Annotated in this window: 23 protein-coding genes; 18 read left to right on the forward strand and 5 right to left on the reverse strand. The window is 46.2% G+C overall.

Features of this window, described 5'->3' with window-relative positions; genetic code table 11:
• Positions 1 to 2: 2 nt before the first annotated feature.
• The 5 genes from AC1DLM_RS23945 to AC1DLM_RS23965 all read left to right on the forward strand — a co-directional run bounded on the left by AC1DLM_RS23945 (position 3) and on the right by AC1DLM_RS23965 (position 6,685).
• Entirely contained in the window at positions 3 to 1,799 is a 1,797-nt protein-coding gene (locus AC1DLM_RS23945) for a cache domain-containing sensor histidine kinase (RefSeq protein WP_477571374.1), read from the forward strand.
• Positions 1,796 to 3,349 (forward strand): response regulator transcription factor, encoded by a 1,554-nt coding sequence (locus AC1DLM_RS23950; protein ID WP_441991696.1) that lies wholly within the window; start codon positions 1,796 to 1,798, stop codon positions 3,347 to 3,349. The genes AC1DLM_RS23945 and AC1DLM_RS23950 overlap by 4 nt, the downstream gene beginning before the upstream one ends.
• A 132-nt stretch (positions 3,350 to 3,481) precedes the next feature.
• A complete protein-coding gene (locus AC1DLM_RS23955; protein WP_477571375.1) occupies positions 3,482 to 4,828 on the forward strand; it encodes an extracellular solute-binding protein in 1,347 nt (448 codons plus the stop codon).
• Positions 4,829 to 4,902: 74 nt separating this feature from the next.
• The gene (locus AC1DLM_RS23960; RefSeq protein WP_441991698.1) at positions 4,903 to 5,778 is read left to right on the forward strand and encodes a carbohydrate ABC transporter permease; all 876 of its coding nucleotides are present in this window, start codon (positions 4,903 to 4,905) and stop codon (positions 5,776 to 5,778) included.
• A gap of 52 nt (positions 5,779 to 5,830) precedes the next feature.
• Positions 5,831 to 6,685, forward strand: coding sequence for a carbohydrate ABC transporter permease (locus tag AC1DLM_RS23965; RefSeq protein ID WP_477571388.1), 855 nt, complete (start codon positions 5,831 to 5,833; stop codon positions 6,683 to 6,685).
• 540 nt (positions 6,686 to 7,225) lie between these two features.
• On the opposite strand, the gene AC1DLM_RS23970 is transcribed toward AC1DLM_RS23965, so the two are convergent.
• The gene (locus AC1DLM_RS23970) at positions 7,226 to 8,077 is read right to left on the reverse strand and encodes an SDR family oxidoreductase (RefSeq protein WP_441991699.1); all 852 of its coding nucleotides are present in this window, start codon (positions 8,075 to 8,077) and stop codon (positions 7,226 to 7,228) included.
• 278 nt (positions 8,078 to 8,355) lie between these two features.
• Between AC1DLM_RS23970 and AC1DLM_RS23975 the strand changes: the two genes are divergently transcribed.
• Positions 8,356 to 8,811, forward strand: a complete 456-nt coding sequence (locus AC1DLM_RS23975) for a GNAT family N-acetyltransferase (protein WP_477571376.1) — start codon at positions 8,356 to 8,358, stop codon at positions 8,809 to 8,811.
• A gap of 85 nt (positions 8,812 to 8,896) precedes the next feature.
• Here the strand turns inward: AC1DLM_RS23975 and AC1DLM_RS23980 are convergent, their stop codons facing one another.
• Positions 8,897 to 9,694 (reverse strand): Cof-type HAD-IIB family hydrolase, encoded by a 798-nt coding sequence (locus AC1DLM_RS23980; RefSeq protein WP_477571377.1) that lies wholly within the window; start codon positions 9,692 to 9,694, stop codon positions 8,897 to 8,899.
• 117 nt (positions 9,695 to 9,811) lie between these two features.
• Here AC1DLM_RS23980 and AC1DLM_RS23985 point away from each other — a divergent pair, with 117 nt between their 5' ends.
• The 8 genes from AC1DLM_RS23985 (at position 9,812) to AC1DLM_RS24020 (ending at position 17,107) form a co-directional block, all read left to right on the forward strand.
• Positions 9,812 to 10,489, forward strand: coding sequence for a DNA alkylation repair protein (locus AC1DLM_RS23985; RefSeq protein ID WP_477571378.1), 678 nt, complete (start codon positions 9,812 to 9,814; stop codon positions 10,487 to 10,489).
• A gap of 105 nt (positions 10,490 to 10,594) precedes the next feature.
• A complete protein-coding gene (locus AC1DLM_RS23990; protein ID WP_477571379.1) occupies positions 10,595 to 11,605 on the forward strand; it encodes an ABC transporter substrate-binding protein in 1,011 nt (336 codons plus the stop codon).
• 14 nt (positions 11,606 to 11,619) lie between these two features.
• Positions 11,620 to 12,660: a FecCD family ABC transporter permease gene (locus tag AC1DLM_RS23995; protein WP_477571380.1), complete on the forward strand. Its 1,041-nt coding sequence runs from the start codon at positions 11,620 to 11,622 to the stop codon at positions 12,658 to 12,660.
• Between the two features lie 12 nt (positions 12,661 to 12,672).
• Positions 12,673 to 13,701 carry a FecCD family ABC transporter permease gene (locus tag AC1DLM_RS24000; RefSeq protein ID WP_477571389.1) on the forward strand — a complete coding sequence of 343 codons (1,029 nt, stop codon included), beginning with the start codon at positions 12,673 to 12,675 and terminating at the stop codon, positions 13,699 to 13,701.
• A 225-nt stretch (positions 13,702 to 13,926) separates the two neighbouring features.
• Positions 13,927 to 14,964 carry an adenosine deaminase gene (gene add / locus AC1DLM_RS24005; RefSeq protein WP_477571381.1) on the forward strand — a complete coding sequence of 346 codons (1,038 nt, stop codon included), beginning with the start codon at positions 13,927 to 13,929 and terminating at the stop codon, positions 14,962 to 14,964.
• 115 nt (positions 14,965 to 15,079) lie between these two features.
• The gene (locus tag AC1DLM_RS24010) at positions 15,080 to 15,535 is read left to right on the forward strand and encodes an NUDIX hydrolase (RefSeq protein WP_477571382.1); all 456 of its coding nucleotides are present in this window, start codon (positions 15,080 to 15,082) and stop codon (positions 15,533 to 15,535) included.
• 15 nt (positions 15,536 to 15,550) lie between these two features.
• Positions 15,551 to 15,994, forward strand: coding sequence for a hypothetical protein (locus tag AC1DLM_RS24015; RefSeq protein WP_477571383.1), 444 nt, complete (start codon positions 15,551 to 15,553; stop codon positions 15,992 to 15,994).
• A 354-nt stretch (positions 15,995 to 16,348) separates the two neighbouring features.
• Positions 16,349 to 17,107 carry a (S)-benzoin forming benzil reductase gene (locus AC1DLM_RS24020; RefSeq protein ID WP_477571384.1) on the forward strand — a complete coding sequence of 253 codons (759 nt, stop codon included), beginning with the start codon at positions 16,349 to 16,351 and terminating at the stop codon, positions 17,105 to 17,107.
• Between the two features lie 30 nt (positions 17,108 to 17,137).
• On the opposite strand, the gene mscL is transcribed toward AC1DLM_RS24020, so the two are convergent.
• Both mscL and hisC read right to left on the reverse strand, forming a co-directional pair.
• Complete coding sequence (gene mscL / locus AC1DLM_RS24025; protein WP_441991709.1) at positions 17,138 to 17,602, reverse strand: large conductance mechanosensitive channel protein MscL; 465 nt, start codon at positions 17,600 to 17,602, stop codon at positions 17,138 to 17,140.
• 126 nt (positions 17,603 to 17,728) lie between these two features.
• Positions 17,729 to 18,847 carry a histidinol-phosphate transaminase gene (hisC, locus tag AC1DLM_RS24030; protein ID WP_477571385.1) on the reverse strand — a complete coding sequence of 373 codons (1,119 nt, stop codon included), beginning with the start codon at positions 18,845 to 18,847 and terminating at the stop codon, positions 17,729 to 17,731.
• Positions 18,848 to 19,007: 160 nt separating this feature from the next.
• Here hisC and AC1DLM_RS24035 point away from each other — a divergent pair, with 160 nt between their 5' ends.
• Positions 19,008 to 21,692: a response regulator gene (locus AC1DLM_RS24035; RefSeq protein WP_477571390.1), complete on the forward strand. Its 2,685-nt coding sequence runs from the start codon at positions 19,008 to 19,010 to the stop codon at positions 21,690 to 21,692.
• Positions 21,693 to 21,748: 56 nt separating this feature from the next.
• Here the strand turns inward: AC1DLM_RS24035 and AC1DLM_RS24040 are convergent, their stop codons facing one another.
• Positions 21,749 to 22,027, reverse strand: a complete 279-nt coding sequence (locus AC1DLM_RS24040; RefSeq protein ID WP_441991711.1) for a hypothetical protein — start codon at positions 22,025 to 22,027, stop codon at positions 21,749 to 21,751.
• Between the two features lie 154 nt (positions 22,028 to 22,181).
• On the opposite strand from AC1DLM_RS24040, the gene AC1DLM_RS24045 reads away from it, so the two are divergent.
• The 3 genes from AC1DLM_RS24045 (at position 22,182) to AC1DLM_RS24055 (ending at position 23,686) form a co-directional block, all read left to right on the forward strand.
• Complete coding sequence (locus AC1DLM_RS24045; protein ID WP_171634368.1) at positions 22,182 to 22,403, forward strand: hypothetical protein; 222 nt, start codon at positions 22,182 to 22,184, stop codon at positions 22,401 to 22,403.
• A gap of 67 nt (positions 22,404 to 22,470) precedes the next feature.
• Complete coding sequence (locus AC1DLM_RS24050; RefSeq protein ID WP_441991712.1) at positions 22,471 to 22,863, forward strand: VOC family protein; 393 nt, start codon at positions 22,471 to 22,473, stop codon at positions 22,861 to 22,863.
• A gap of 70 nt (positions 22,864 to 22,933) precedes the next feature.
• A complete protein-coding gene (locus AC1DLM_RS24055; protein WP_441991713.1) occupies positions 22,934 to 23,686 on the forward strand; it encodes a YwmB family TATA-box binding protein in 753 nt (250 codons plus the stop codon).
• Positions 23,687 to 24,180 lie beyond the last annotated feature (494 nt).

Below are 24,180 nucleotides of genomic sequence, written 5' to 3' on the forward strand. Positions count from 1 at the left end.
CTATGAAGCGGTGGTTTGCTAAATCACTCAATCGCAAGCTCTCATTGCTTATTTTATTTGCTGTTGTACTGCCTTTACTTACGATGGGAACGGTCTCCTATCGGATTGCAACCTCGGTGACGGAGGATAAAGCGAAGCAAGCAGGGATGAATACCCTGAAGCAGATGACCGATAAGCTTGATTTTGTTATTCAGGACGTCGAGAACATGTCGATCTTTCTGATCGGTCAGAAGGATGTCCAGTCCTACTTAGGCAAGGAAGAGAGTGATATCAATCTTTATTCGCAGCTTGTCGGGACCTTATGGAACTTATCCTATTCCAAAAAGTATATTGCCAACATTACGATTATTCCGAAAAACAGCAATCCTGCGTTATTTACGACGACGATAACGAATTCAGGCTTGGCACCACTTTTGCAACAGTACGAAACAACGAATAAATCGGCTCCCAAATGGTGGTCACCGCTCTATGACATTCAAACCTCCGACGGTTTGCGCAAGGTTATTTCACTGGTCAGACCGATTCGAGATTTCTCCCTGTTCAAAACGTTGGGCACCTTATCCTTTTCCTTAGATCAATCAGAGATTGAGCATTATTTGACGGAGGCAGGCTGGGAAACGAGCGGATTTGTCGTCTTGGTAGACGCGAATAATCGTATTATCGCTGGAGGCGATCGAAAGTGGCTGATGAAGGATATGTCCGATGTATTCCCCAACCTGCATGGACTTACAGAAACAAGCGGCGTGTCGAATGTGCTGCAAGGGATGCATCCTTATACGGTTCTCTATAACGGACTTCCACGCGTGGGTTGGAAATTAGTAGGGTTCATTCCGACCAATATTTATCAAAAGCAAAATGGCTTCGTTCTGACGGTAACAGCCGTAACCATTATCATTGCGCTCTTACTGGCGATGGCGCTGGTTATTTATTTCTTGCGCTGGGTAACGAATCCGCTGATGAAGTTGACCAAATATTTAAAGGATCTGAATCCAGATGAGACGATTCCTACGTTTGAAGTGAAAAGCGTAGATGAGGTTGGGTTGCTCGTTCATAGCTACAATAAGCTCAGCGACCGAATTAGCCGTCTGAAGATTCAAGTTCAGCTCAACGAAGCGATGAAGAAGGAGGCGGATATTATGGCGCTGCAAGCACAGATTAATCCGCATTTTTTATATAACACCTTGTCGTCTATTCACTGGATTGCCTTGATGAACAAGGATCGACAAATTGCTGAGATGGTCGGTGCGCTCAGTGATTTCTTGCGTTTTAGCTTAAATAAAGGGGAGGAATTCTGTGTTGTTCAGCAAGAGGTTTCTCATGCACAGAACTATGCCTATATTCAGGCGATTCGGTTCCCGGAGCAATTCGAGATTGAGTTTTTTATCGACCCCGCTATGACGCAAAAAGTGATGTTGAAGCTGCTGCTGCAACCCTTGATTGAAAATAGCCTGATTCACGGCATTCAGAAGAAAAAAACCAAAGGACACATTTATGTGCACGGCGAGCTGCGTGAGCATGATATGAAATTTGTGGTGGAGGATACGGGAATTGGGATGGATGAAGCGAAGCTGAGAGATATTCATGGTCAACTGGCTTTGGCCAATCAGAAGCTCGGGATTCGCAGTGAAGCGGATGAAGAGAGGAAAAAGGTTGTGACCAGTTATGGGCTCATTAATGTGCATCGCAGGTTGCTGTTGCATTATGGGGCAGGGGCAGGCCTTGTTCTGGAAAGTACACCGGGATCAGGTACTCGAATTACATTCCTAATTCCGCGCGAGAGAGGGGAGTCGTCGGTATGAGAATTTTGATCGTGGATGACGAAGTTATTATTCGGACCGGTTTATGTACCGTGATTGATTGGAAAGAGCTTGGGTTGGAGCTGCTGCCTGCGGCTTCGTCAGCGGAAGAGGCTCTGGAGCGCATTCCGCAGGAGAAGCCGCATATTGTTTTGACGGATATTCGGATGTCAGGGATGGACGGTATTGAACTTGCCCGGGAAATAAAGCTAATTTTACCGGATACGGAGATTGTTATTCTCACGGGATATGATGATTTCAACTATGCGCAGCAGGCTTTGCGTGGCGGGGTAACGGATTATTTGCTGAAAACCAGCCGGCCGGAGGAAATCATCAAAGCGGCGCTGAAAGCGAAGCAGAACATCATGGATAAATGGGAGTCGATGAAGCAGGACAATCGTAGACAGGCCGCGCTGCGCTCACAATTGCTAGAAAGAGCTCTGAATCGTGGCTTGCACGATGATGATGAGGCGCGAGCTCAGCTTCACCAGTGGTTTCTCAAAAATAGTGTCGATACCGCAGTGGATGATGGCGCGGGGATTGCAAGGCAAGTGCTTCTCGTTTCCTGTTCGGGTTGGGTAACGTTTGCTGATCTGCTGCAAGGAGCCGCAGAGAATATGTTGTACGAGCTTCTCCCTTGTGTGACGCTGATGAATAAGGATCATTTCGTACTTGTCGTCCGATATGAAGTTGGTTTAACGGATGCCGCGGGGCTGCGTAAGGCGCTCCAACGTGTCACTGAAACACTGAAATGTGCCGTTTTCGCTGCGCTTGGACCCGTTGCGCACGATGATGAGGGACTGCGTGAGTCCTATCGCGCTGCCAAGGAAGTTTTCGACTATCAGGGTCTGTTGGGCTCAACTGGCCTTTACACGCCCCAAGATATTCGGGATCGAAGCGGGAGCCGCACGGTGTGCACGGAGAAAGAGGAGTCGGAGCTTGCAGCTATTCTCATGAATGATAATGCGACGGACCTCAGACACTGGGTCAATCACAAGGTTCGCACACAACTGGAGGATACCGCGGCTACACCGCTTTCTGTTCAAGGGTACATACAGTCTCTTGTAGTAGCTGGTCATCGCTGGTTAGAGAGAGCTAGTACGGCAGAGCAAGATCTGACGGCACTAAGCGCGCTATCTAAGCTAGAGGGGGGAGGCCGTCCTGAAGAGGAAGTATTCAAGGTGTTGTCAGCGCTCATGAATATCTTCCATCAGGGACTCGATCAGAATAAGTATGCGTACATCCATAAGGCGATTGCGTACATTCGGGACAATTTGCATCAGCCCATTTCGCTCCAGCAAGTTGCAGGTTTTGTTCATATCAATCCCAATCATTTCAGTGAGGTGTTTAAGCGGGAGACCGGCTGCACCTATATCGAGTTTGTTACACGGGAACGGATGAAATTAGCCACAGATATTGTGCAAAGTACGCAAATGAAAGTGAGTGATATTGCTAGACGAGTGGGTTATGAGGATATCAAATACTTTACGCAACAGTTCAAAAAGTATACGGGAAGAACACCATCCGAATTTCGACAAAGTGGCAAAGACTGAAAAATGTCCCCCTTCGGGCCGAAGTCTCTCCCGTACCAGGGCAGAGAAATGTCCCCTATACTAAAGGAGTAACGAAGAGCGCTCGCAAGTAATGGAGCTAGTTGCTACGAAACTTTTAGGAGGTCCGAACGAATGAAAAAGTCATTTATCGTTACACTGGCGGCTGCGATGTCACTTTCGTTGATAGCAGGTTGTGGGTCGAATGGAACTACAGATGKGGCGAAGGAAAGCACGGCACCAGCTAAAACAGAGACAGCGAAGCCTGGTGAGAAAGTGAAGCTATCGATCTGGCACAACTATACAGGCGAAGATACACGTGCCAAAACGATGCGTGAATATATGGAAAAATTCAAGAAGGACCATCCGAACGTGGAGTTGGATATTCAGGGGATACCACCCGATGGCTATCGTCCTCGCCTGAAAACCGTAGCAGCAGCGAATGAAATGCCGGATCTGTTCGTGATGTGGCCAGGTGTCATGACGAAGGAGTTCGTCGGCGGCGATTTGATCCAACCGATCAATGAGCTTCTGGATAGCAAGGCAGAGTGGAAAGGCAACTTTATGCCAGGTTCCTTCGATGATTTCACCATTTCTGGCAAAACATACGCAGCACCTATGGCCTTATCGCCAACATCCATTCTTTATTACAACAAAGAAATCTTCAACAAATATAACGTACAGCCACCGAAAACGTGGGACGACATGATGAAGCTAGTAGATACGTTCAAAAAGAATAACGTAACACCAATCGCGCTTGGTAACAAAGCAGCTTGGGTTGCACAATCGAGTATCCTAAGCTCATTAGCTGACCGCGTGACAGGAACAGAATGGTTCTTGAAGGCTGTTGATCAAAATGGTGCGAAGTTTACGGATCCTGAATTTGTTCAATCCTTGACGTACTTACAACAGCTTGGTAAAGCCGGGGCTTTCCAAGAAGGATTCAACAGCATTGATAACACACAAATGGAACAAATGTTTGCACAAGGAAAAGCGGCGATGATGATCGATGGTGGCTGGGCATTGCCGAACCTAGCAGCTAGCGCTTCCAAAGAAGCATTGGCGAACATGGCTGTTACCGTGTTACCTTCCGTACCGAATGGTAAGGGAGATCCGAACACACTATCCGGTGTTGTTGGAACAGGGTTAGGTATGAGCAAAAAAGTAACTGGTGCACAGAAAGCAGCTGCTTACGAGTTGATCTATGCATTGTCTGGTCCAGAAGCACAAAAAGCTATCTTAGAAGGCAATCAGCTTGTTAGTTACAAGGTAGCTTTGGATACAAGCAAAGTAACATCACTATTTGCAGAGGTTTACAAAATGATGGGCACCGTGAAAATGACGCCTGTTTATGACGGCAGACTGAGCTCATCCAGCGCAGATGTGGTAAACAATGGACTTCAAGAGCTTCTGATGGGCGGCAAGCCAGAGGATATTGCGAAGAAAGTGCAAGATGCGCAAGCGAAAGCTATCGGTAAATAAGGTTAGGCCAAAGGACTCCAGCCTCAGCTCGGCTGGAGCCTTTTTTCCAAAAAAAGCTTACAAGGAGGGGCATCATGAACGTGTCCGCAAGAATGAGAGGATTCATCACCATAGGGCTCCTTCCAGCCTTAATCATCTATTTGTTTTTTGTTATCGTTCCCCTGTTTTGGTCGGCGTACTATGGCTTTTTTGACTGGAAAGGCATTGGCGCAGCGAAGTTTATTGGAATGGACAATTATATCGAAGTATTTACAGATCCGATCTTCTGGAAAGCTTTTAAAAATAACATGCTTATCGTTGCTGCTTCCGTCTTCGGACAGGTTCCGATCGCGATGATCCTAGCGCTTCTCTTGATGCGCAGCACGCCTTTTCAACGAATCATTCGTGCTTCCGTTTTTATGCCCATGGTATTGTCATCTGTCGTTGTCGGGATTATTTGGGGATACATCTATCACCCACAAATCGGTATTCTGAACTTCTTGCTTGATGGTGTTGGCCTTGATAGTTGGAAGAAAGCTTGGCTCTCCGATCCGAAAGTATCGATGTTCGCACTGATGGTGCCGATCATCTGGAATTATATTGGTCCTTATATGATTATGTTTATTGCTGCGTTACAAAATATTTCTCCCGAAATTGAAGATGCTGCTCAGCTGGATGGCGTCGGACCGGTACGTAAGCTATTTACTGTCACACTGCCTATGATTTGGGATACGGTGAAAGTGGCGATCGTGCTTTGTATTTCGGGCTCCTTGAAGGCGTTCGATCTGATTTACGTCATGACAGGCGGCGGGCCTGCGCATTCCACGGAATTGCTGGCTTCCTATATGTATAACAGTACCTTCAATGTGTATCGCTTCGGATTCGGTAGTGCACTTTCCACTGCGATTATTATTCTTAGTCTGCTCTTGATTGTGGGCAGTCAGTATCTAATGAAGCGAGATTATCGCTAACACCGATCATTCTAATTCGTCAGGAGGGACATCTATGAAGCAGGTTGTAGCGATGCAGACGGGTTTTCCCGCTGGAGCTAAGCAACGTAAAGTGTGGACGCGCGGCGCCATCAATGCCGTTCTTTCCTTATATGCACTGGTCACGTTGTATCCATTAATATGGTTATTTATTAGTGCCGTTAAATCAAATGAAGAGTTTTATTCCCGGCCGTTTCTGCTGCCGACAGTCTGGAAGTGGGATAACCTAGTCCGCGCATGGAAAGTTTCGGGAATGGGACTCTCCTTGTGGAACTCCACAGTTGTAACGGTGGCTTCCTTAGTACTTACGCTGATTCTAGGCGCATTGGCGGCATTTGTTATTGCGCGGTTTGAGTTTAAATTAAAGGCATTCTTCACAGGATTGTTCCTGCTAGGCATGCTCATTCCGATTCACAGCACATTAGTACCGCTATTTATTATCATGAAAAAAATAGGGCTGTTGAACACGTACGGCGCACTTATTTTGCCCTATGTCGGATTTGAGTTACCCTTAGCGATTTTCATCGTAGCTGCTTACTTAGTCAGTATTCCAAAAGAAATCGAAGAAGCCGCACTCATTGATGGTACGGGCTACTGGGGCATTTTCTTTCGCATGATGCTCCCGCTAAGCGTACCGGCGCTATCAACCGTTGCCATTCTTGGCTTTCTACGGTTCTGGAACGACTTCGCTTTCGCCCTTGTTTTCATTAGTAAGCCTGCACTCAAAACCGTACCGCTCAGCCTATCCGCCTTCGCCACGGGATATATGACGGATTACGAATTGACGATGGCGGCGCTTGCGATTGCCGTGCTTCCAACGATTATCGTGTTTTTGCTGTTCCAGGAGCAGATTATGAAGGGCATGACGGCTGGTGCTGTGAAGGGGTAGGAGATGCTCCAGCACCTCTGGCCACCCCGGCGGCAGTCTGACCAATCACATTGTAGTGATGTGAAATAGACATACAGATGTAAGTTTGCATCTGTATGTCTATTTTTTTTGAAGAAGTGTGCAAAAAAAGAACAAGTAGCATGAGTGGAGAAGAGTAGCAGAATTGTGGAAGGTAGAAGAGTAGATTAGAATGGCAGTGGAGCAATAGCGAAAGTGCTAAAGAGCGGTAAGTGCGGTTAGAGTAAGGTAGAAGGTAGCAAGTATAGTAGCTACCCCAGGGACAGCGCCTATCGCGCGTATTAGATGGGAAATGTCCAGTTAAATCCACCCAATTCCATCGAAAAAGGAAGATAACTGGATTTTCTCCATCTATTTTTAACTATTTTCAATGAAACGCTCATAATCCACTAAATTAGATGTACATTTTCCATTTATTTCATTTTCAGAGCCAAAATGAATGGAATTACCTGTAGTTTTTCCAGTTAATCCACCAAAGCGTGAGTCGCATCACCATACGGAGCTGCTTACTGCTAATTTGCCCTACGATTTCCCCTTGCGGGTCATCTCCGCAAGTGAAACCCACTGCTCGTCGGTCACCTCGAGCAGATCGTTGAACTGCCCGGCGCCTTGCAGCCACTCGCCGCCGTCAATCGTGATCACTTCGCCGTTAATATACCCGGCGAAGTCCGAAATCAGATAAGCGGCGAGGTTCGCCAGCTCATCTTTTTCCCCGACGCGCCCCAGCGGGACGCGGTGCAAGAGCTTCTGCGACAGCTCGGGCGTGGGAGCCAGTCGGCTCCACGCGCCGTCGGTCGGGAACAACCCCGGCGCGATCGCGACTTGCCGGATCCCGTACCGCGCCCACTCGACGGCGAGTGAGCGGGTAAGGGCAAGCACGCCGGCCTTGGCGGCGGCGGAAGGTACAACAAAGGCGGATCCAGTGGAGGCGTAGGAGGTGACGATGTTCAGCATCGTACCGCCTACACCTTGCTCGATCCACCTTTTACCTAACTCCAACGTGGTGTAGAACGTCCCGTGGAGCACAATGTTCAGCACCGCATCGACCGCTCGCGGTGATAAGTGCTCAGTCGGGCTGGCAAAATTGCCCGCCGCATTATTAATCAGCACGTCGATGCGACCGAAGTGCTGCTCCACGGCCGTGATCATGGCAGCAACCTGCTGCGGATCACGCACATCGCAGGGATGATAGAACACATCCCCGCCGTTAGTGCTCATTTCTGCCGCAGCTTTCGCGAGCACTTCTTCACGTCTACTCGTAATAGCCAGCTTAGCTCCGAGCGACAGGAATTTCTCTCCCATCGCGCGGCCAAGCCCTGTGCCGCCGCCAGTAATAAGTACTACTTTATCTTGAAGTAATGCGCCATCGAACATAGGATTCACGCTCCTTTTTGAAATATAGAGTTTATATGTTTCACTTAGATATTAATCTCATGAAATTCTTATGCCCTTCATGTTATGGATAACGCTTACATTAGTGCGGATAACTCATGTTCTCATACCAGTAACCTTACTGTCTAGTACCAATAGATGCTTTGTCACCGTACACAATCCCTGCACTTCAAGTTGTGCAAAAAACCAATAACAGTTGAATTGACCGATGTAATGTTGTATTCTAATCAATAAAAATTATAGATAGAGGAGTGGCAAGAGTGGAGATTAAAGTAGACGATTTATCCGGTCCTGAAGTTAGAGCGCTCATTATGGAGCACCTTCTACATATGCAATCATTATCCCCGCCTGAGAGTACACATGCCTTAAATCTGGATGGATTAAAAAAGCCAGATGTAACTTTTTGGAGTGGATGGGAACAAGGGGAAATCGTCGGTTGCGGGGCACTCAAAGAACTGGATCCTCAGCACGGTGAGTTAAAATCAATGCGAACATCTTCCGCCCATCATAGGAAAGGCGTTGCGAAGCGAATTCTTGAACACATTATTAATGAAGCGAAGCAACGCGGCTATACGCGAATCAGCTTGGAAACGGGCTCCATGGAAGCTTTCGAGCCAGCTAGAAAGCTATATGAAAATTTTGGGTTTCACTACTGCAAACCGTTCGCGAATTATACGGATGACCCGCTAAGTTCATTTATGGCGTTGGAATTATAAATTAAACTTCTCAAAAATAGACGTTCTATCCACACAAAAAAGAGGTCCCCAAGGACCTCTTTTTCTCATTTTGCATTCCCCACAATTACTCCGCCAAAACAAACTTTTCCAGCACATGCCTCACGCCATCATCATTGTTGCTCTTCGTCACGAAGTTCGCCAACGCTTTCAGCTCAGGCAGCGCATTCTCCATGGCAACGCCGAGACCAGCGACTTCAAGCATCTCCCGATCATTCCATGCATCGCCTAGTGCAATGACTTCATCTAATGAGCATCCGATGTGCTCAGCAAGGAACGTGATCGCATGTCCCTTCGTACCTTCCTTATGCATGAACTCCAAATAGTGCGGCTTGGATTTCGTGATATGCAGCTTGTCACCCAGTAGGGGCAGCAGTTCCTCACGGATTTGGTCACATACTTCAGGTTTATCAACAATCAGCATTTTCGGCTGTGGAATATCAATCCATTGACGCAAATCACCAATAATATAAGGTGTTTTGGACAAGCTTACGTATTTTTTGATCTTATCGTTATCCTCAGCTGCATAAAGCTCATCCCCATGGTAAAGCTGAAGATGATAGTTGTTCTTCTCACAGTAATCAAGCAGGAAGCGGGCACTCTCGACAGGGACAGTGCGTTCGTAGAGGACTTCTTCGTCTAGCAAATTTTTGATCAAAGCCCCTTGATACGTAATGATGGGGACGTTGAGTCCGATGCGATTGGCAATTTTGGCAGCAGAAGGGAAGCTTCTTCCTGTGGCGATGGTGACCGTTACCCCTTTGGCAACAGCTTGATGCATGGCCTCAACCGTCTCTTGTGAAATCGTCAAATCATCACGCAGCAGCGTATCATCCAAGTCAGCAGCAACTAATTTATACGTCATGTTTCTCACCGATCCTATTCATCATCTCTATTAAAATTCTGCTAATAGCATACCCGAATTGCTAGCGAATTGCTACAATAAGCGCATAGGATTTAGCTAAAAGGAGGCACATTTACGATGACATCCCCATACACGAATGACTTGGAGAAATGGCTCAGATCGCATGCGAACAAGGAAAATGCATCTAGTATGGAAGCTTATATGAAGTATCATTTTCCATTCCTCGGTATTCGTAATCCGGAACGCGTTGCGCTGACCAAACAATTCACAAAGGAGCATGGCTTTCCGAAAGGGGAGGAAGCCGTTCGCGTAGCCCAGGAACTGTGGCAGTTGCCCGAGCGTGAATTTGCCTACACGGCAATTATAATGCTTTTGCAAGTTCGAAAGACCGTACCAGCGGAACACATCGAAATACTGGAGTATTTCATCGTAACCCAATCCTGGTGGGACACGGTAGATACGATTGCGGATCACTTAATCGGTTTTCATCTTCAGCGATTTCCCGAGCTAATTCCTGCTTATGTGGAAAAATGGTTAGCTTCCAATCATATGTGGCTCCAACGAACAGCAGTCTTATTTCAGTTGAAGTATAAAAAGAAGACCGATGTCCCGCTGCTATTTCATTGCATTACGACGATGGCCCATTCGAAAGAGTTTTTCATCCGCAAAGCGATCGGATGGGCGCTGCGTGAGTATTCCAAGACGGATGCTGCAGCCGTACAATCCTTCGTCGCTAGTCATGATTTATCACCCCTAAGTGTACGTGAGGCACTGAAGGTAATTCACAAGAAATAAGAAAATACTGGGATATAGCCGGATGTATTGACATTGATAATCATTTTCATTAATATATATTGAGAATCAATATCATACATAAATAGCTACCCAGGAGGGTCCACCGTGATACATTTCAATAAACAAAAAACTACTAAAGTTACATTCACTGTCCTTTCAGTGTGCATGGCAGCTCTACTTGCAACAGCTTGTGGAAGTGACAAGGATGCAGCAGGCACAACAACACCATCAACTTCAACTGCTCCGGCAGCTACTGCAGCAGCGACAGCAACACCTGCGCCTGCTGTTGATAAAGTTTTAAAAGATAGCATGGGCCATGATGTTAAGGTTCCTTCGAACCCGAAAGCGGTTATCGCGTCCTACTTGGAAGATCCGCTTCTAGCACTTGGTGTTAAACCAGTTGTTCAGTGGTCTGTAAAAGGTTCAACTGTTCAAGATTACCTACAAACTCAACTTGCTGGCGTACCAACGATTGGTTATGATCTGCCAGTTGAATCGGTTTTGAAAGCTGCTCCAGATTTCATGATCGTAGGAAACGAGTCTGCTGTTGAAAAAGGTCTTTACGATCAGTACTCCAAAGTCGTACCGACATTCGTACTAGGTAGCGAGGTAACAGCTGACTTCCGTAAGACGCTTTTGAAAATGGGCGAAATTCTTAATAAGTCAGATGCAGCGAATACCGCGTTGAAGAAATATGATCAAAAAGTAACAGATACAAAAGCAAAACTTGCAGCAACTGTTGGTGATAAAAAGGTTGCGATCCTTTGGTTAACGAACAAATCCTTCTTTGTTGTTAACGGTAAAGTAGCAAGTGGCGCGGTTGCTTATGGTGATCTTGGTTTGAAAATGCCTAATATTCTAGCTGTCTTGCCAGATGCTACAGCGAACTGGACACCAATTTCCCTAGAAAAGCTTGCGCAATTGGATGCAGACTACATTTTCTTGGTTAACAGCGATAAAGGTCAAGCCGGGAACCTGGAAGATCCACTATGGAAGAACGTTCCGGCTGTTAAATCAGGAAAAGTATTCGAGATGGACACGAAGAGCAGCTGGTTGTACAACGGTGTAATTGCTGGTGAGCGCGTGATGGATGATATCGTTAAAGTCATTAAATAATGKGGGGCTAGGGTATGACGGGTTCAGTTAAGCAAGTTCCCTCTGTCAAACCTCCATTGAAATCCCGTCCATTAGCTGCATCAGCCATTATTTTTGGTGGACTGGCTTTGTTGCTGGTCAGCCTGATTGCTTCTATTTCGGTTGGGGCAGCAGATATCTCCTTCGGCGAGGTATGGCAAGCCATCTTTCAATTTAATGCTGATTCGACTCAGCATTTGATCATCCAACAATTAAGGCTTCCGCGAGCAATCGCTGGAGCTTTAGTTGGGGCTGCTTTTGCTGTGGCAGGGGCGATTATGCAAGGTGTTACACGCAATCCGTTATCGGACCCGGGTATTCTCGGTATCAACGCAGGTGCAGGCTTTATGCTTGCCCTGTGTTTTGCCTTTTTACCACAGCTGCCGTTTCACTATGTCATTCTATTTTCATTCCTCGGTGCTGCAATAGGAACGGGGCTTGTCTATGGCATTAGTGCGCTGGCGAAGGGTGGCGTAACACCTGTTCGAATCGTTCTGGCAGGGTCCGCTGTCAGTGCTTTACTTCTGGCACTCAGCGAAGGGATTGCGATTTCCTACCATATTGGTCAGGATCTCGCCTTTTGGTTTGCAGGTGGGGTTGCAGGTACGAAGTGGTTGCAAGTTGATATTATGGCACCTTGGATTATCGTTGCCTTACTAGGCGCGTTTTTCATCTCACCTTGGATTACGCTGTTAAGCATGGGGGAAGAGGTAGCAACAGGCCTCGGTTTACGGACAGGGCTTGTGAAGCTTGCGGCATTCGTGCTGGTTCTTGTCCTTGCAGGTGCAGCTGTGGCAACGGTGGGAGCTATTGGGTTTATTGGTCTCATTATTCCTCATATTGTCCGCTATCTTGTTGGCGTTGACTATCGTTGGATCATTCCAACCTCAGCGGTATTAGGCGGGTTGTTGGTCGTGCTGGCTGATATCGGAGCCCGCATGGTCAATCCGCCCTTTGAGACGCCGATAGGTTCGATTATTGCTCTGATTGGTGTGCCATTCTTCCTCTATCTGGCGCGTAAAAAGGGGAGGGATTAGGCAATGACATCCATGCAATCTGGAAGCATCAAGAAACCGAGATTGACTAAAGCGATCACGGTGATGTCGATTTTAATGGTCCTTATAATCATTGTATTTATTATTAGTATGAACACTGGCGTGATTCGTTTGAGTCCTATTGAGGTGCTTCGAACGTTTTTTGGAGGCGGGACAGCGAAACAAGGCATTATTCTATGGGATTTCCGACTTCCACGTATTGTGATTTCAATCCTGGTAGGAGCGGGGTTAGCGGTTTCTGGAGCCATCTTGCAGGGGATTTCACGAAATATGCTAGCTGACCCAGGTATTCTGGGCATTAATGCAGGAGCAGGACTTGCGATCATTCTGGTCGTATCCTTTTATCCCAATAATGCTGGGGCACCGTTGTTCTTCATGCCGATGATCGCTATGCTGGGTGCGGGTTTGGCCGCTTTTCTGATCTATACGCTTTCGTATGTCAAAGGCAAAGGGATCTCGTCATCCCGGTTGCTCCTTGTGGGTATCGCGGTTTCTGCGGGTATTGCTGCACTGATGATGGTACTTAGCATTCGTTTGGATCCAACCGATTTTCAGTTCGTTCAAATCTGGTTAGCGGGTAGTATTTGGGGAACCAACTGGAAGTTCGTTCTGGCCCTATTACCGTGGATCGTCGTTCTCATTCCTTATGTCATATTCAAAGCGAATGTCCTGAATGTGCTGAATCTGGGCGAGATGACGTCCATTGGACTCGGGATTCGAATGGAACGGGAACGACTTGGATTGCTAGCCGCAGCTGTTGCGCTTGCAGGCGCATGTGTCGCGGTCGGTGGTGGAATTGGCTTCGTAGGGTTGATAGGGCCACATTTGGCACGAAGGTTAGTTGGACCTAAGCATCAATACTTGATTCCAGCCTCGGCACTCACTGGCGGGCTGCTGCTTATTGTCGCGGATACGATAGCGCGGGGGATGTTTCAGCCAACAGAGGTTCCGACGGGGATTGTAGCCGCTGTTATCGGAGCGCCATATTTTCTGTACTTATTAGTTCGAACGAGAGCTTCGTAAGAGGACAAACATAGAAATCCAGAGTAGGCTGAGTAGCCTGTTGTGGATTTTTTTCATTTTACATCCATGACAGGAAATATTACACTTAATAACACATACACTAATAAAATAAATTATTTGTCATATATATTGACATATACATTACATTCGTTTAAAGTAATTAAAATTCTTCTCTAGCGCGCTGGTGCTTACGAGAGGCAAAGGGAGAGATGGGAGATGGCTCACATGCGAACAAATGATTTGTTAGCGAGATTACCGAAAGTGGATCTTCATTTACATTTGGATGGAAGTGTGAGGCCCGAGACGATTTTGGAGCTCGCTCTCGAACAAGGTATATCACTCCCTGTTTACGACAAGGATGGGCTGATCCCGCATATGCGAGTGACGGACACTTGCGGCAGTCTGATTGAATACTTAGGGAAATTTGATTTTACGACACGTTTCCTACAAACAGGTGCAGCCTTAGAGCGTGTAGCCTATGAAGTCGTTGAGCAATCCGTGGAGCATAACTGTCGGTATGTGGAGGTCCGTTTCGCGCCTCAACTGCATCGCAACATGGGATTAACCCTGGAAGAGACGTTTCACTACGTCACGCAAGGATTAAAGCGTGCGGGGCGCGATTTTGGAACGAGATTCGGTGTTATTGCCATTTGTATGCGGAATCATCCTTGTGCAGATAATTTGGAAGTCATAGAAGCAGCCGCCAAGTTCATAGGGAAGGGCGTTGTTGCTGTTGATTTGGCAGGTGATGAGGCGAATTATCCGCCTGAGTTTTTCCGAGAAGTGTTCGCTAGATCACATAAGCTGGGCATTCCTGTTACCATTCATGCCGGCGAGGCGGCAGGTGCGGTTAACGTCTACGAGGCAGTTACACATTTAGGTGCCACTCGAATCGGGCATGGGGTAAGACTTCGKGAGAATGCCGCTATTCTTGCATTGATCAAAGATCGCCGCATCCCATTGGAAATGTGTCCGATCTCCAATATCCAAACGAAAGCTGTGGCTTCGTGGGAGGCTTATCCGATCCGGGAGTACTTGGATCAAGGTTTGATCGTGACGATCAACACCGATAATCCTAGTGTATCGGGAACCGATATTACGAAAGAGTATCGCACGATCGCTGATCGATTCGCTTTTACAACACCAGAACTAGTGAAGTTGATCATGAATGGTGTGGAGGCTGCTTTTATGGAAGAACACGATAAAGGGATATTCAGACAAGAGATGGAAGCTGAGCTTACGAGCTTAGGTGTGTATAATTAAACAAGGGAAGAGGATCTGTTGCGATTACGCAGCAGATTTTTTTTGTTCATGGAGATGTTTGTTATGTTAAAATAAGGGATATTTTCAAATCCTTGCGGTCGGAGGTGTAAGGGTCATGGAGTATTATAAGCAACTTAGACAGTTCGTTGGGCATCATCCGATCATTTTGCCTGGAGCCGTCGTGATCTTGGTTAATGATCTGGGAAAAGTTCTCCTACAACAAAGACCGAATGAGACCTGGGGGTTGCCAGGAGGACTTATGGACTTGGGTGAGTCTTTAGAAGACACAGCGCGACGCGAATTTTTTGAAGAAACAGGTCTGACAGTGGGGGACTTAGCATTAGTAGGCGTGTTTTCTGGCGCTCAGTATCATTACACGCTTTCCAATGGAGATGAATTTTACGCAGTAACGACGGCTTATATGGCGAGCAAAGCTACAGGTGAGATAGCCATGGAAACAGATGAAACCCGAGATTTGCAATACTTTGATTTGCACGATCTACCGGAGATGATGGGGCCAGTATACAGGGATAGTATAATGGCTTATCTACAAAGTGTATTAAAAAGATAGGAGGCGAACATCGTAATGATTTCATATGTGATCGTTCTTGTCTATGTTTTGTACATGGTATTTAAGAGTTACAGATCCAATAAAGCTAAGAAACAGATTGGGACAGTTACGCTTGTTGGCTATAGTGACTACAAAAAAATATTCATTACGCTGCTGAATTTGTTTTTCTTACCCTTTATTGTCACATTAGATAATAATGGGAAGTACGGGGTGCTATTCCTCCTTATTCTCCTATCTGCCGTGCTGGATCGAGCGTATATTGGAGATAGAGGCATTAAGCTGCATGATGAATACATTCCTAAAGAAGATATCCTGCATTACTATATGGTTGAAGGAAAAGTTAATCAATTCGATATTTTTGTTAGAGGCAAGTTAGACGTAGTAAATATTACAGTTAATAAGCGGAAATTGAAAAGACCGTTAGAAGAAATGTTGGCAGAATGGAAGTCCATAGGGTAGCATCAGGACCAAAACGGCTGAATACAAGGTGGAAATGGAACCTAAGATTTTCAAAAATTAGGGGACCATAAGCATGGATGGCCGCAAACGGAACGTGGTTCCGCTATTTCGGCTAAATCAGCCGTTTTTCAGATCGAAAGGGAACGTCAGTACGCTATTTCACCCCGAAACGTGGATTATTACGGGAAATCGTAGGAATAGAGGAACCACGTTCCCTTCGGCAATGAAAACAGACTATTGTCATAAAATAGCGGATCCTCGTTCCTCTTGGCTGCCGTGCAAAGTTCTAAGAAAATGGAATAGCAAGGCTATGAACCTAGTCGGGCTAGACCGGATAAAAGGAAGGCTTACCATATGGATACTTACATCATTACGGGCGGGTCCAAAGGCCTCGGCGCTGCTATCATCCGGCAGCTGCTAGAGCAAGGCGCTGCGGTTCACTGCATTTCCCGCAGCGAGAACGAGACCTTGCGCCAAGAGGCGCTGCGCATGGAAGGTCAGCTGACCTTCCACGCTTACGACTTGGCGCAAACCGAAGGCATTGATTCGCTCATGGAGCGAATCCTCGCGGAACCAGATGGCGTGGCTTCCGTCACGCTCATCAACAATGCGGGCATGATCGAGCCGATTGTCTCGATCGGCCGAGCAACCCCGGAAGACCTGCAGCGCAGCCTGCAGGTCAATCTCGTCGCACCCGCGGTGCTGACGAACAGCTTCATTCGGCTCACGCAGGCGTGGCCGATGGTGAAGCGGGTCGTCGGGATCTCCTCGGGCGCGGGGCGCAAGCCCTACCCTGGCTGGGGTGCCTACTGCACCGCCAAGGCCGGGTTGGACATGCTGACGCGCTGCGTCGGCGTCGAGCAGTTGAAACAGCCACACCCGGTGCTGATCTGCAGCGTAGCTCCGGGTGTGGTGGACACCGATATGCAGCGGGAGATTCGCGCTGCCTCGGAAGAGGACTTCCCGCAGGTGGGGCGGTTCGTCCAGCTCCAGGAGCAGGGGGAGCTGCGCTCCCCTGAAGATACCGCGAAGCAGCTGTTGCACCTGCTGCAAGCGAATGCGTTCGAACAAGGCGAGGTCGCCGACTTGCGTACGAAAGAGCCCGTGTCGTAATCCGACACGGGCTCTCTCTATCAAGGCGATCTATTGAATGCTGCCGCTAACCTTGCCACCAGACGAAAGTTCCGAAGTACAGAACTTACAGCGTGATGCTTGCGCGGGAATTTCAGATAAGCAATGAGGACAATCTTTGGTTGTAACTGCTTTTTCCTTCGGTGCTTCCTTCTTGCGGAACTTGCCGATTTGACGAACAACCATGAAGATCACGAATGCCACGATCAAGAAATCTAAGAAAGTTGATAGGAATTGTCCGTATCGAAAGACAGCGGTGCTCTGGGCAGCCTCAGCAAATGTTTCGTAATGTTTCCCATCCAAAGCAACATACAAATCATTGAAATTTACTTTTCCAATGAGCAAACCCACGAGCGGCATGACCAAATCATTCACAATGGATGTAATGACTTTACCAAAAGCCCCTCCGATAATAACCCCGACTGCAAGATCGAGCATGTTTCCTTTGAATGCAAAATCCTTGAATTCTTTTAGCATGATGTACCCCCAAGAGACTATGATTGATAGCATTGTATCATAGTTAATAGAGACCAAACAAATACGCTCCCCATCAGCTAAGGTGATATTTTATCTATAGGCAGGGGAGCTTCATCTACCAGATTTCTAAGCCTTCACTGCGACGATCTCTTTCAAAACCTGAACAAGTACGGCATTCTCTTCGGAAGTTCCTATCGAAATTCGAACATGATTAGGAAGATTCCAACCTCCGCCATACCGAACGATAACGCCACGACTCATCAAATTATCATAGATGGATTTAGCTTGTGTTCCTAGATCGACGAGTACGAAATTACTCATGCTTGGCGTGAAAGGGATAGCTAGCGTACGCAATTCGGTGTAAAGCTCCTCCCGCACCTTCACATTATTCGTGCGTGTTGCTTCAAGATGCTGATCATCCTTGAGTGCGGCTACAGCGCCAACTTGTGCGAGCGTGTTCACGTTGAAAGGTTCTTTGACCTGGCGAATCCGCTGCAGAATACCCCCATCTGCGATGCCATATCCCACACGTATGCCCGCTAAGCCGTAGATTTTAGAAAATGTTTGCAACACAACAACAGGATAGCCTTCTCGTACTAGCGCAAGTCCATCGCAATAATCATCAGCTGTAACGAAATGGCTATACGCACCATCGAAGATCACTAGCACATGCGAAGGTAGGCTCTTAACGAGTCGGTGCAGGTCCGTTTTGGTCATATAAGTGCCCGTCGGATTGTTCGGTGAACAAATATAGAGCATTTTCGTGCGTTCAGTGACAGCCTCGAGAATAGCTTCTACTTCATAGCGATAGTCCTCCCCGAGTGGCACGTTGATGATGCTGGCTCCAAGCAAGTTGGCTCCGAATTCGTACTCACTAAATGTTGGTGAGGGCACGATGACTTCATCGCCAGGCTCCAAGTAAGTTTCAGAGAGTAGCGTAATCAGTTCATCACCACCGTTAGTAACAAGGACTTGATCAGGCGAGAACCCGCGTTTTTCTGCAATAGCTTCTCTAAGATTTACAGTCTCTGCATCGGGATAGCGATGAATGTCAGTTAAATAAGCTTGTATTGCCTCAAGAGCGAGAAGGGAGGGGCCTAATGGGTTTTCATTGGATGCTAATTTGGTAACGGATGTTAGCCCGAATTCACGTTGAACCTCCCAGATGGGTTTGCCGGGCGTGTATGGCTTCATTCGTGTTAAAATGCTGCGTGGATTGATATTTTCAACACCAGGACCTTCCATATAAAACACTCCTTATTATTGTATTTACTTTATTTAGATAATACATTAACTTGGTAAAGTAGTAAAGTAAAAAGTTTGCATACCAGTTAATGGTTGTTTGGTATATGATACATCTATTAGGCGTTGATCTGGTAGAAGGGGTGGCAGTGGATTGAGGAAAATGAGATTCGGTATTCGTGCCAAAATTATGATTGGATATGCGTTCATCATTTTCTGCTTAACCCTTTCTTTTGTTCTTGTTAATCAACAGTTAGCTGCCATGCAGCGAGATCGCAATTATGTGATTGAGCATGATTTCGCCGTCAATAGAGAGTCGAACCTTCTTGAGAAATATGTCATGGATATGGAAAATGGGCAAAGAGGCTACTTACTCACAGGGGAAGTTAAATATTTAGAACCTTATACGACCGGGCAGACCAAGTGGAGAGATTCCTTCAATCAACTGAAAGAACTAACGAGTGATACACCAGTCCAGGAGAAAAATTTAATCGCGCTCAAGGAAACTATCGAAAATTGGCTTATACAAACAGGCGGGACCATGCCGACCATGAGAAATGGTCTTGAGAATGAGAGTTATTTTAATTTCACCTTCTTTATTACTCATCAAAATATTCTAGATATTCGTTCGCAATTGAGTCGATTTCGCAGTCTTGAAATGGGATTCGTGAAGGAGCGAGCGGCACACCTTGATGCGCAAAATAAAATGTTGACCAACTCCTTATTCGTCATGTTGGGATTGGTGCTCATCTTTTCGCTGCTAGCAGCTGTAGTTATTTCGAGATCCATTGTCGGGACGATCAAACAGGTTACCAAGAGCATCATCAAGCTGAGCTCCATGAAGCGGGATCGTTCCAAGCGTATTCATGTCACAATGAATGATGAAGTGAAGGATCTGGCGGACGCAACCAATGCGTTGCTAGAGAGCCAAGAAGAAATCGAGTGGCAGCAGCGGAAGTTGACAGAGGTTGTCCATATGCTGCAAGGTATTTCCGATTTGGAAACGCTGGGGACGTGCTTTATTCGTAAATCTGCAGAATTATTTGGAGCTTCCTTCGGCGTTTTCTATATTCGAAGCGTACATGAAGCTAAGGATGGCATGATGAGGCTGGCGGCCTATGCGGCGATGGAGGAAAGTGCTGAAGCAGGTAAACCTTTTTTTCATATTGGGGAAGGCTTGATTGGTCAATGTGCGATTGAGAAGCGAGTTGTACATCTCACACATGTCCCCGAAACGTATATCCGTTTAAAGTCAGGACTGGGGTCAGCGAGTGCGCAAAGTGTTCTCATCGTTCCGATTATCCATAATCAAGAAGTCATCGCCATTATGGAGCTGGCTTCTTTTGATGAATTTACGTCGCTTCAACTGAGTTTGATGGATGACATCTTAGAGGTGTTGGGAACAATCGTACACAGCGTGCAAACGCGTGTTGAGGTAGAGCGTCTTCTTCGAGAGTATCAGGCGATGACCGAGGAACTTCAAAGTCAACAAGAAGAATTGTATCGGACCAATGAACAGCTAGAGGAAAGGAATCGCTACGCGGATGAAAGGTCGAGGGAGCTTGAGTACATGAAAGTTTCCTTTGAAGAGCATGCCATTCAGCTGGAACTGAGCTCGCGGTATAAATCGGAATTCTTGGCGAACATGTCTCACGAGCTGCGAACGCCGCTTAACAGTATATTGATTCTTTCTCAGATGCTTCAGGAAAACAATAGTAAAACCTTAACGCATGATGAGCAAGAGTATGCCCGTGTTATTCATTCTTCGGGAAATGACCTACTGCTCCTTATTAATGATATCTTGGATTTATCCAAAGTTGAAGCGGGTAAATTGGATATTCATATCGGTGAGTTGCGTGTGGACTGGCTTCCCGAGCTCTTGCTAAGTCAGTTTGAGAAGGTCGCAGAACAACGCAAACTTACATTCCGGATCGAGATGGATGCTCAAGTGCCGAAGATCTTCAATACGGATGAACAGAGGCTCTGCCAGATTCTCAAAAATTTGCTTTCTAATGCATTTAAATTCACGCATGAAGGCTCTATTCACGTGGAATTTCGCATGTGCAGCGTGGAACAAATTGTGGAACTGCTGCCTTCGGCCATGCACAGGCAGGTTATGGCAGTTTCCGTTAAGGATACGGGTATAGGTATTCCAACTGACAAGCAAGAAGTCATCTTCGAGCCCTTCCTTCAGGCCGATGGCACAACGAATCGGAAGTATGGAGGGACAGGGCTAGGGTTATCGATTAGTCGGGAATTAGCCAGACTTCTTGGAGGTTGTATCCAGATGCAGAGCGTGGAAGGCGAAGGAAGTACATTTACGTTATATGTGCCTTCGCTGCCACCTTTAATAGGGGTAACTAACGCCACGCATAAGGAAGTAGCGGCAGCAACTGCTAACACGATCAGTGACTATTTCATTCGAGAAAACGGTAAAACCATTTCTGCACGCGAGGATGGCAACGGCAATCGATTTAAGGGTAGAAAAGTTCTGGTTGTTGATGATGACGTGCGTAACGTATTTGCCCTTTGTAATGCATTTGAACAAGAAGGAATCATCGTGAGTGTTGCTCAGAATGGACAAGAATGCTTAGAGCTATTGGGGAAGGATCCTAGTATTGAGCTTATTCTCATGGATATTATGATGCCGGTGATGGATGGCTATGAGGCGATGCGGCTCATTAGGAAAAATAATCAATATGCTGATGTTCCGATCATTGCACTTACGGCCAAAGCCATGAAACAGGACAGAGAAATCTGCTTGCAGGCCGGTGCATCTGACTATATTAGCAAGCCGCTGCATATGAGCCAACTTCTTTCGCTTATGCATGTTTGGCTTAGTAAATAAAACAGAAAGACCTTTAACTACCTCCCGATGATGGAAGTAGTCAAAGGTCTTTTGTGTTAATGGACATCTCGTTCAGTAGATACTTCAAAATGATAAATCGTGTTGCGCGTCAATACACGGAAATCCAGTCCGTCTTGATCAATCGCTTGAACACGTGTTGTTTTGAATGGTGTATGTTGCCGAACCCCTGATAACGTCATTGGACATCCTACCTCGGTGGGGTTCACTTCACGAAATGTTTGCCCTTGAATCTCATCGAAATTGAATCGATCTGACCGATGTTTCGGCGTAATCCCATCCACCTCATAGATTTGCAGCAGCTTTAACAACCTCATTATGGCCCCTCCCGTCCCTGGCATTCGTTTTCATTATACACGGACGCCTCATATTTGGCGAAGTCTACAAACCTAACATAAACCTAAAGAAGTCTTCATACTTTCCTAGCTTCCAAAATATACAATTGTTCTATCTGAACCGGGGGTGTTGCGAGTGCTGCACACGAAAGTGATCATTGGGGAAAAAGAAGTGCTTATTTTTTTCGAATCCATGTACCAAGAATATTCATACCGAGCCGTTGAAGCGATAACAAAACATTTAAATAATGCTCAGATAAGAGAAGTATTTGATAACCTCGGATTAGTTCATACAACCAATACAGAAGTAACGCTCTTCTCGTTAAATGGAGAGATGGAGACAATTCCGATGTATTGATCGCGGTCTAGCCCTTTTCTTTATTTTTAGCTAAAATGAAGGGATTAGAACAAGGAGGCAGATACATATGACCGTTATGAAATTAGAGCACGTAGGCGTCATGGTAGCAAACTTAGAAGCGTCTATAGCATTTTATGTTACTGTAATCGGACTTAAGCACAAAGGAACGTTACTCCATACGAATGGCGTTATCCGGCTAGGTTTTCTTGGCTTTGAAGCCTCAAATGAAACAGAAGTTGAATTAATCGAAGGCTATAATGCGAACTTGCCACAGGAAGGCAAAGTGCATCACTTGGCTTTTACCGTAGATGATATCTATGCTGAATTCACAAGAATTCAAGCTTTAGAAGTTGAGCAATTGGATACGGAAATTACAACACTTCCGAACGGTTCTAAGTATTTCTTCTTTAATGGACTAGATGGCGAGCGAATTGAATTCTTTCAATCGACACGTGGATAGGTTTAACATTTAATAGATACGGGCATCCTTTTACTAGAGTGATAGATTCTAGTAAAGAGGTGCTTTTTTCATGTCAAAGCGTTGGACACAAATAATAATAGGCATCACTATACTAGGTTTATTCTTCGGCTGGATACGTCATGTGGATGCACAGGCAGAACAAGATGCACAGTTATTACTCAGTGTGGCAAAGCCCTATATGCAATCGAATGAACATATTACCTTCAAATATACAGGCTATTTCGGTACATGCGACGGTGTGGATGTCAAAGTGATGGATGCGGGTGAACGTTTATCCAACAAGCTTGGCTTGCAATCTCACACGGCGAATGAGTCCATATCTTTAAAAAGCGGTATCTATACGGTAAAGTCACAAGTTGCTGGAAGCGCCGTCTTGACATTAACCGTTGCTAGTCCAGTGGGACAGTCGGCTTGTTATGCTGTAGTACGATTAGATGCGCCAGGTAGTGCAGACCAATCCCAGCTTCTGAAGTGGCAGGAGCAAATGACCGCGCAATTAATCGAACAGGGCATTCAAGGCATGTGGAACGTGATGATACAAGGGAATGCTGCTGAAGCCATTAGCATATCGAATGACCCTAAGGAGTTCCTAGCTGAGTTAGTTCAAGCTTATAAAGGAAAGGTTGTTGAGCGCTACGAAGATGGCACTACCTTCAGTGCATCAGTGGTATCATCTGAATTCGAAGCTTCAATACGAAGCGGCAGTCAAAAGGTGAATGTCCAAATCGCACTTCATCAAGATACGACTTCGGGCCTCTGGCGCTTAACGATTGGAACACCGATTATTACAATGGAATACTAAACCGGGGAAAAGGGTGCAGGATGCATTCTTTTTTTTTGCGTGCACTTGTAGGAACAATTCRAAACAATKGCAATARTGGAACTWTTCCAAAGGGGTTGTAATTGATTTCTAGGCATGGTACATTAGTCCTCGTTGTTCTGAAGCAAATAACCACGACAAGCGAAACCGAAGTGGACTTGCTTTCAAGCAATGAGGTATGGTAAGATGACTTTCCGACAGACGCCGACATAAATTGACAAGAAAAAAGTGCTTGCAATTGAGAAACGATCTGTGGTATATTACATCTCGCTGCTYCGGTAACACGGTAGCGAATGAAAGAAATTGATCTTTGAAAACTGAACAACGAGTGAGTAAGCACAGTCGAGTAATCGACTATAAAAGAGATTGCAAAATCTCGCTAGCTTCAAATGAGCAATTAAGCTTTTTCAAATAGGACGAGCAATCGTCCACTATTATGGAGAGTTTGATCCTGGCTCAGGACGAACGCTGGCGGC

This window comes from Paenibacillus sp. 01T442 (genome assembly GCF_056398345.1).

Excerpts from the sequence above, each read along its gene's own strand:
- AC1DLM_RS23945 (WP_477571374.1), top strand. The coding sequence starts at position 3 with ATGAAGCGGTGGTTTGCTAAATCACTCAATCGCAAGCTCTCATTGCTT.
- AC1DLM_RS23950 (WP_441991696.1), top strand. The coding sequence starts at position 1,796 with ATGAGAATTTTGATCGTGGATGACGAAGTTATTATTCGGACCGGTTTA.
- AC1DLM_RS23960 (WP_441991698.1), top strand. The coding sequence starts at position 4,903 with ATGAACGTGTCCGCAAGAATGAGAGGATTCATCACCATAGGGCTCCTT.
- AC1DLM_RS23965 (WP_477571388.1), top strand. The coding sequence starts at position 5,831 with ATGCAGACGGGTTTTCCCGCTGGAGCTAAGCAACGTAAAGTGTGGACG.
- AC1DLM_RS23970 (WP_441991699.1), bottom strand. The coding sequence starts at position 8,077 with ATGTTCGATGGCGCATTACTTCAAGATAAAGTAGTACTTATTACTGGC.
- AC1DLM_RS23980 (WP_477571377.1), bottom strand. The coding sequence starts at position 9,694 with ATGACGTATAAATTAGTTGCTGCTGACTTGGATGATACGCTGCTGCGT.
- AC1DLM_RS23985 (WP_477571378.1), top strand. The coding sequence starts at position 9,812 with ATGACATCCCCATACACGAATGACTTGGAGAAATGGCTCAGATCGCAT.
- AC1DLM_RS23995 (WP_477571380.1), top strand. The coding sequence starts at position 11,620 with ATGACGGGTTCAGTTAAGCAAGTTCCCTCTGTCAAACCTCCATTGAAA.
- AC1DLM_RS24000 (WP_477571389.1), top strand. The coding sequence starts at position 12,673 with ATGCAATCTGGAAGCATCAAGAAACCGAGATTGACTAAAGCGATCACG.
- AC1DLM_RS24010 (WP_477571382.1), top strand. The coding sequence starts at position 15,080 with ATGGAGTATTATAAGCAACTTAGACAGTTCGTTGGGCATCATCCGATC.
- AC1DLM_RS24015 (WP_477571383.1), top strand. The coding sequence starts at position 15,551 with ATGATTTCATATGTGATCGTTCTTGTCTATGTTTTGTACATGGTATTT.
- AC1DLM_RS24020 (WP_477571384.1), top strand. The coding sequence starts at position 16,349 with ATGGATACTTACATCATTACGGGCGGGTCCAAAGGCCTCGGCGCTGCT.
- mscL (WP_441991709.1), bottom strand. The coding sequence starts at position 17,602 with ATGCTAAAAGAATTCAAGGATTTTGCATTCAAAGGAAACATGCTCGAT.
- hisC (WP_477571385.1), bottom strand. The coding sequence starts at position 18,847 with ATGGAAGGTCCTGGTGTTGAAAATATCAATCCACGCAGCATTTTAACA.
- AC1DLM_RS24035 (WP_477571390.1), top strand. The coding sequence starts at position 19,008 with ATGAGATTCGGTATTCGTGCCAAAATTATGATTGGATATGCGTTCATC.
- AC1DLM_RS24040 (WP_441991711.1), bottom strand. The coding sequence starts at position 22,027 with ATGAGGTTGTTAAAGCTGCTGCAAATCTATGAGGTGGATGGGATTACG.
- AC1DLM_RS24050 (WP_441991712.1), top strand. The coding sequence starts at position 22,471 with ATGACCGTTATGAAATTAGAGCACGTAGGCGTCATGGTAGCAAACTTA.
- AC1DLM_RS24055 (WP_441991713.1), top strand. The coding sequence starts at position 22,934 with ATGTCAAAGCGTTGGACACAAATAATAATAGGCATCACTATACTAGGT.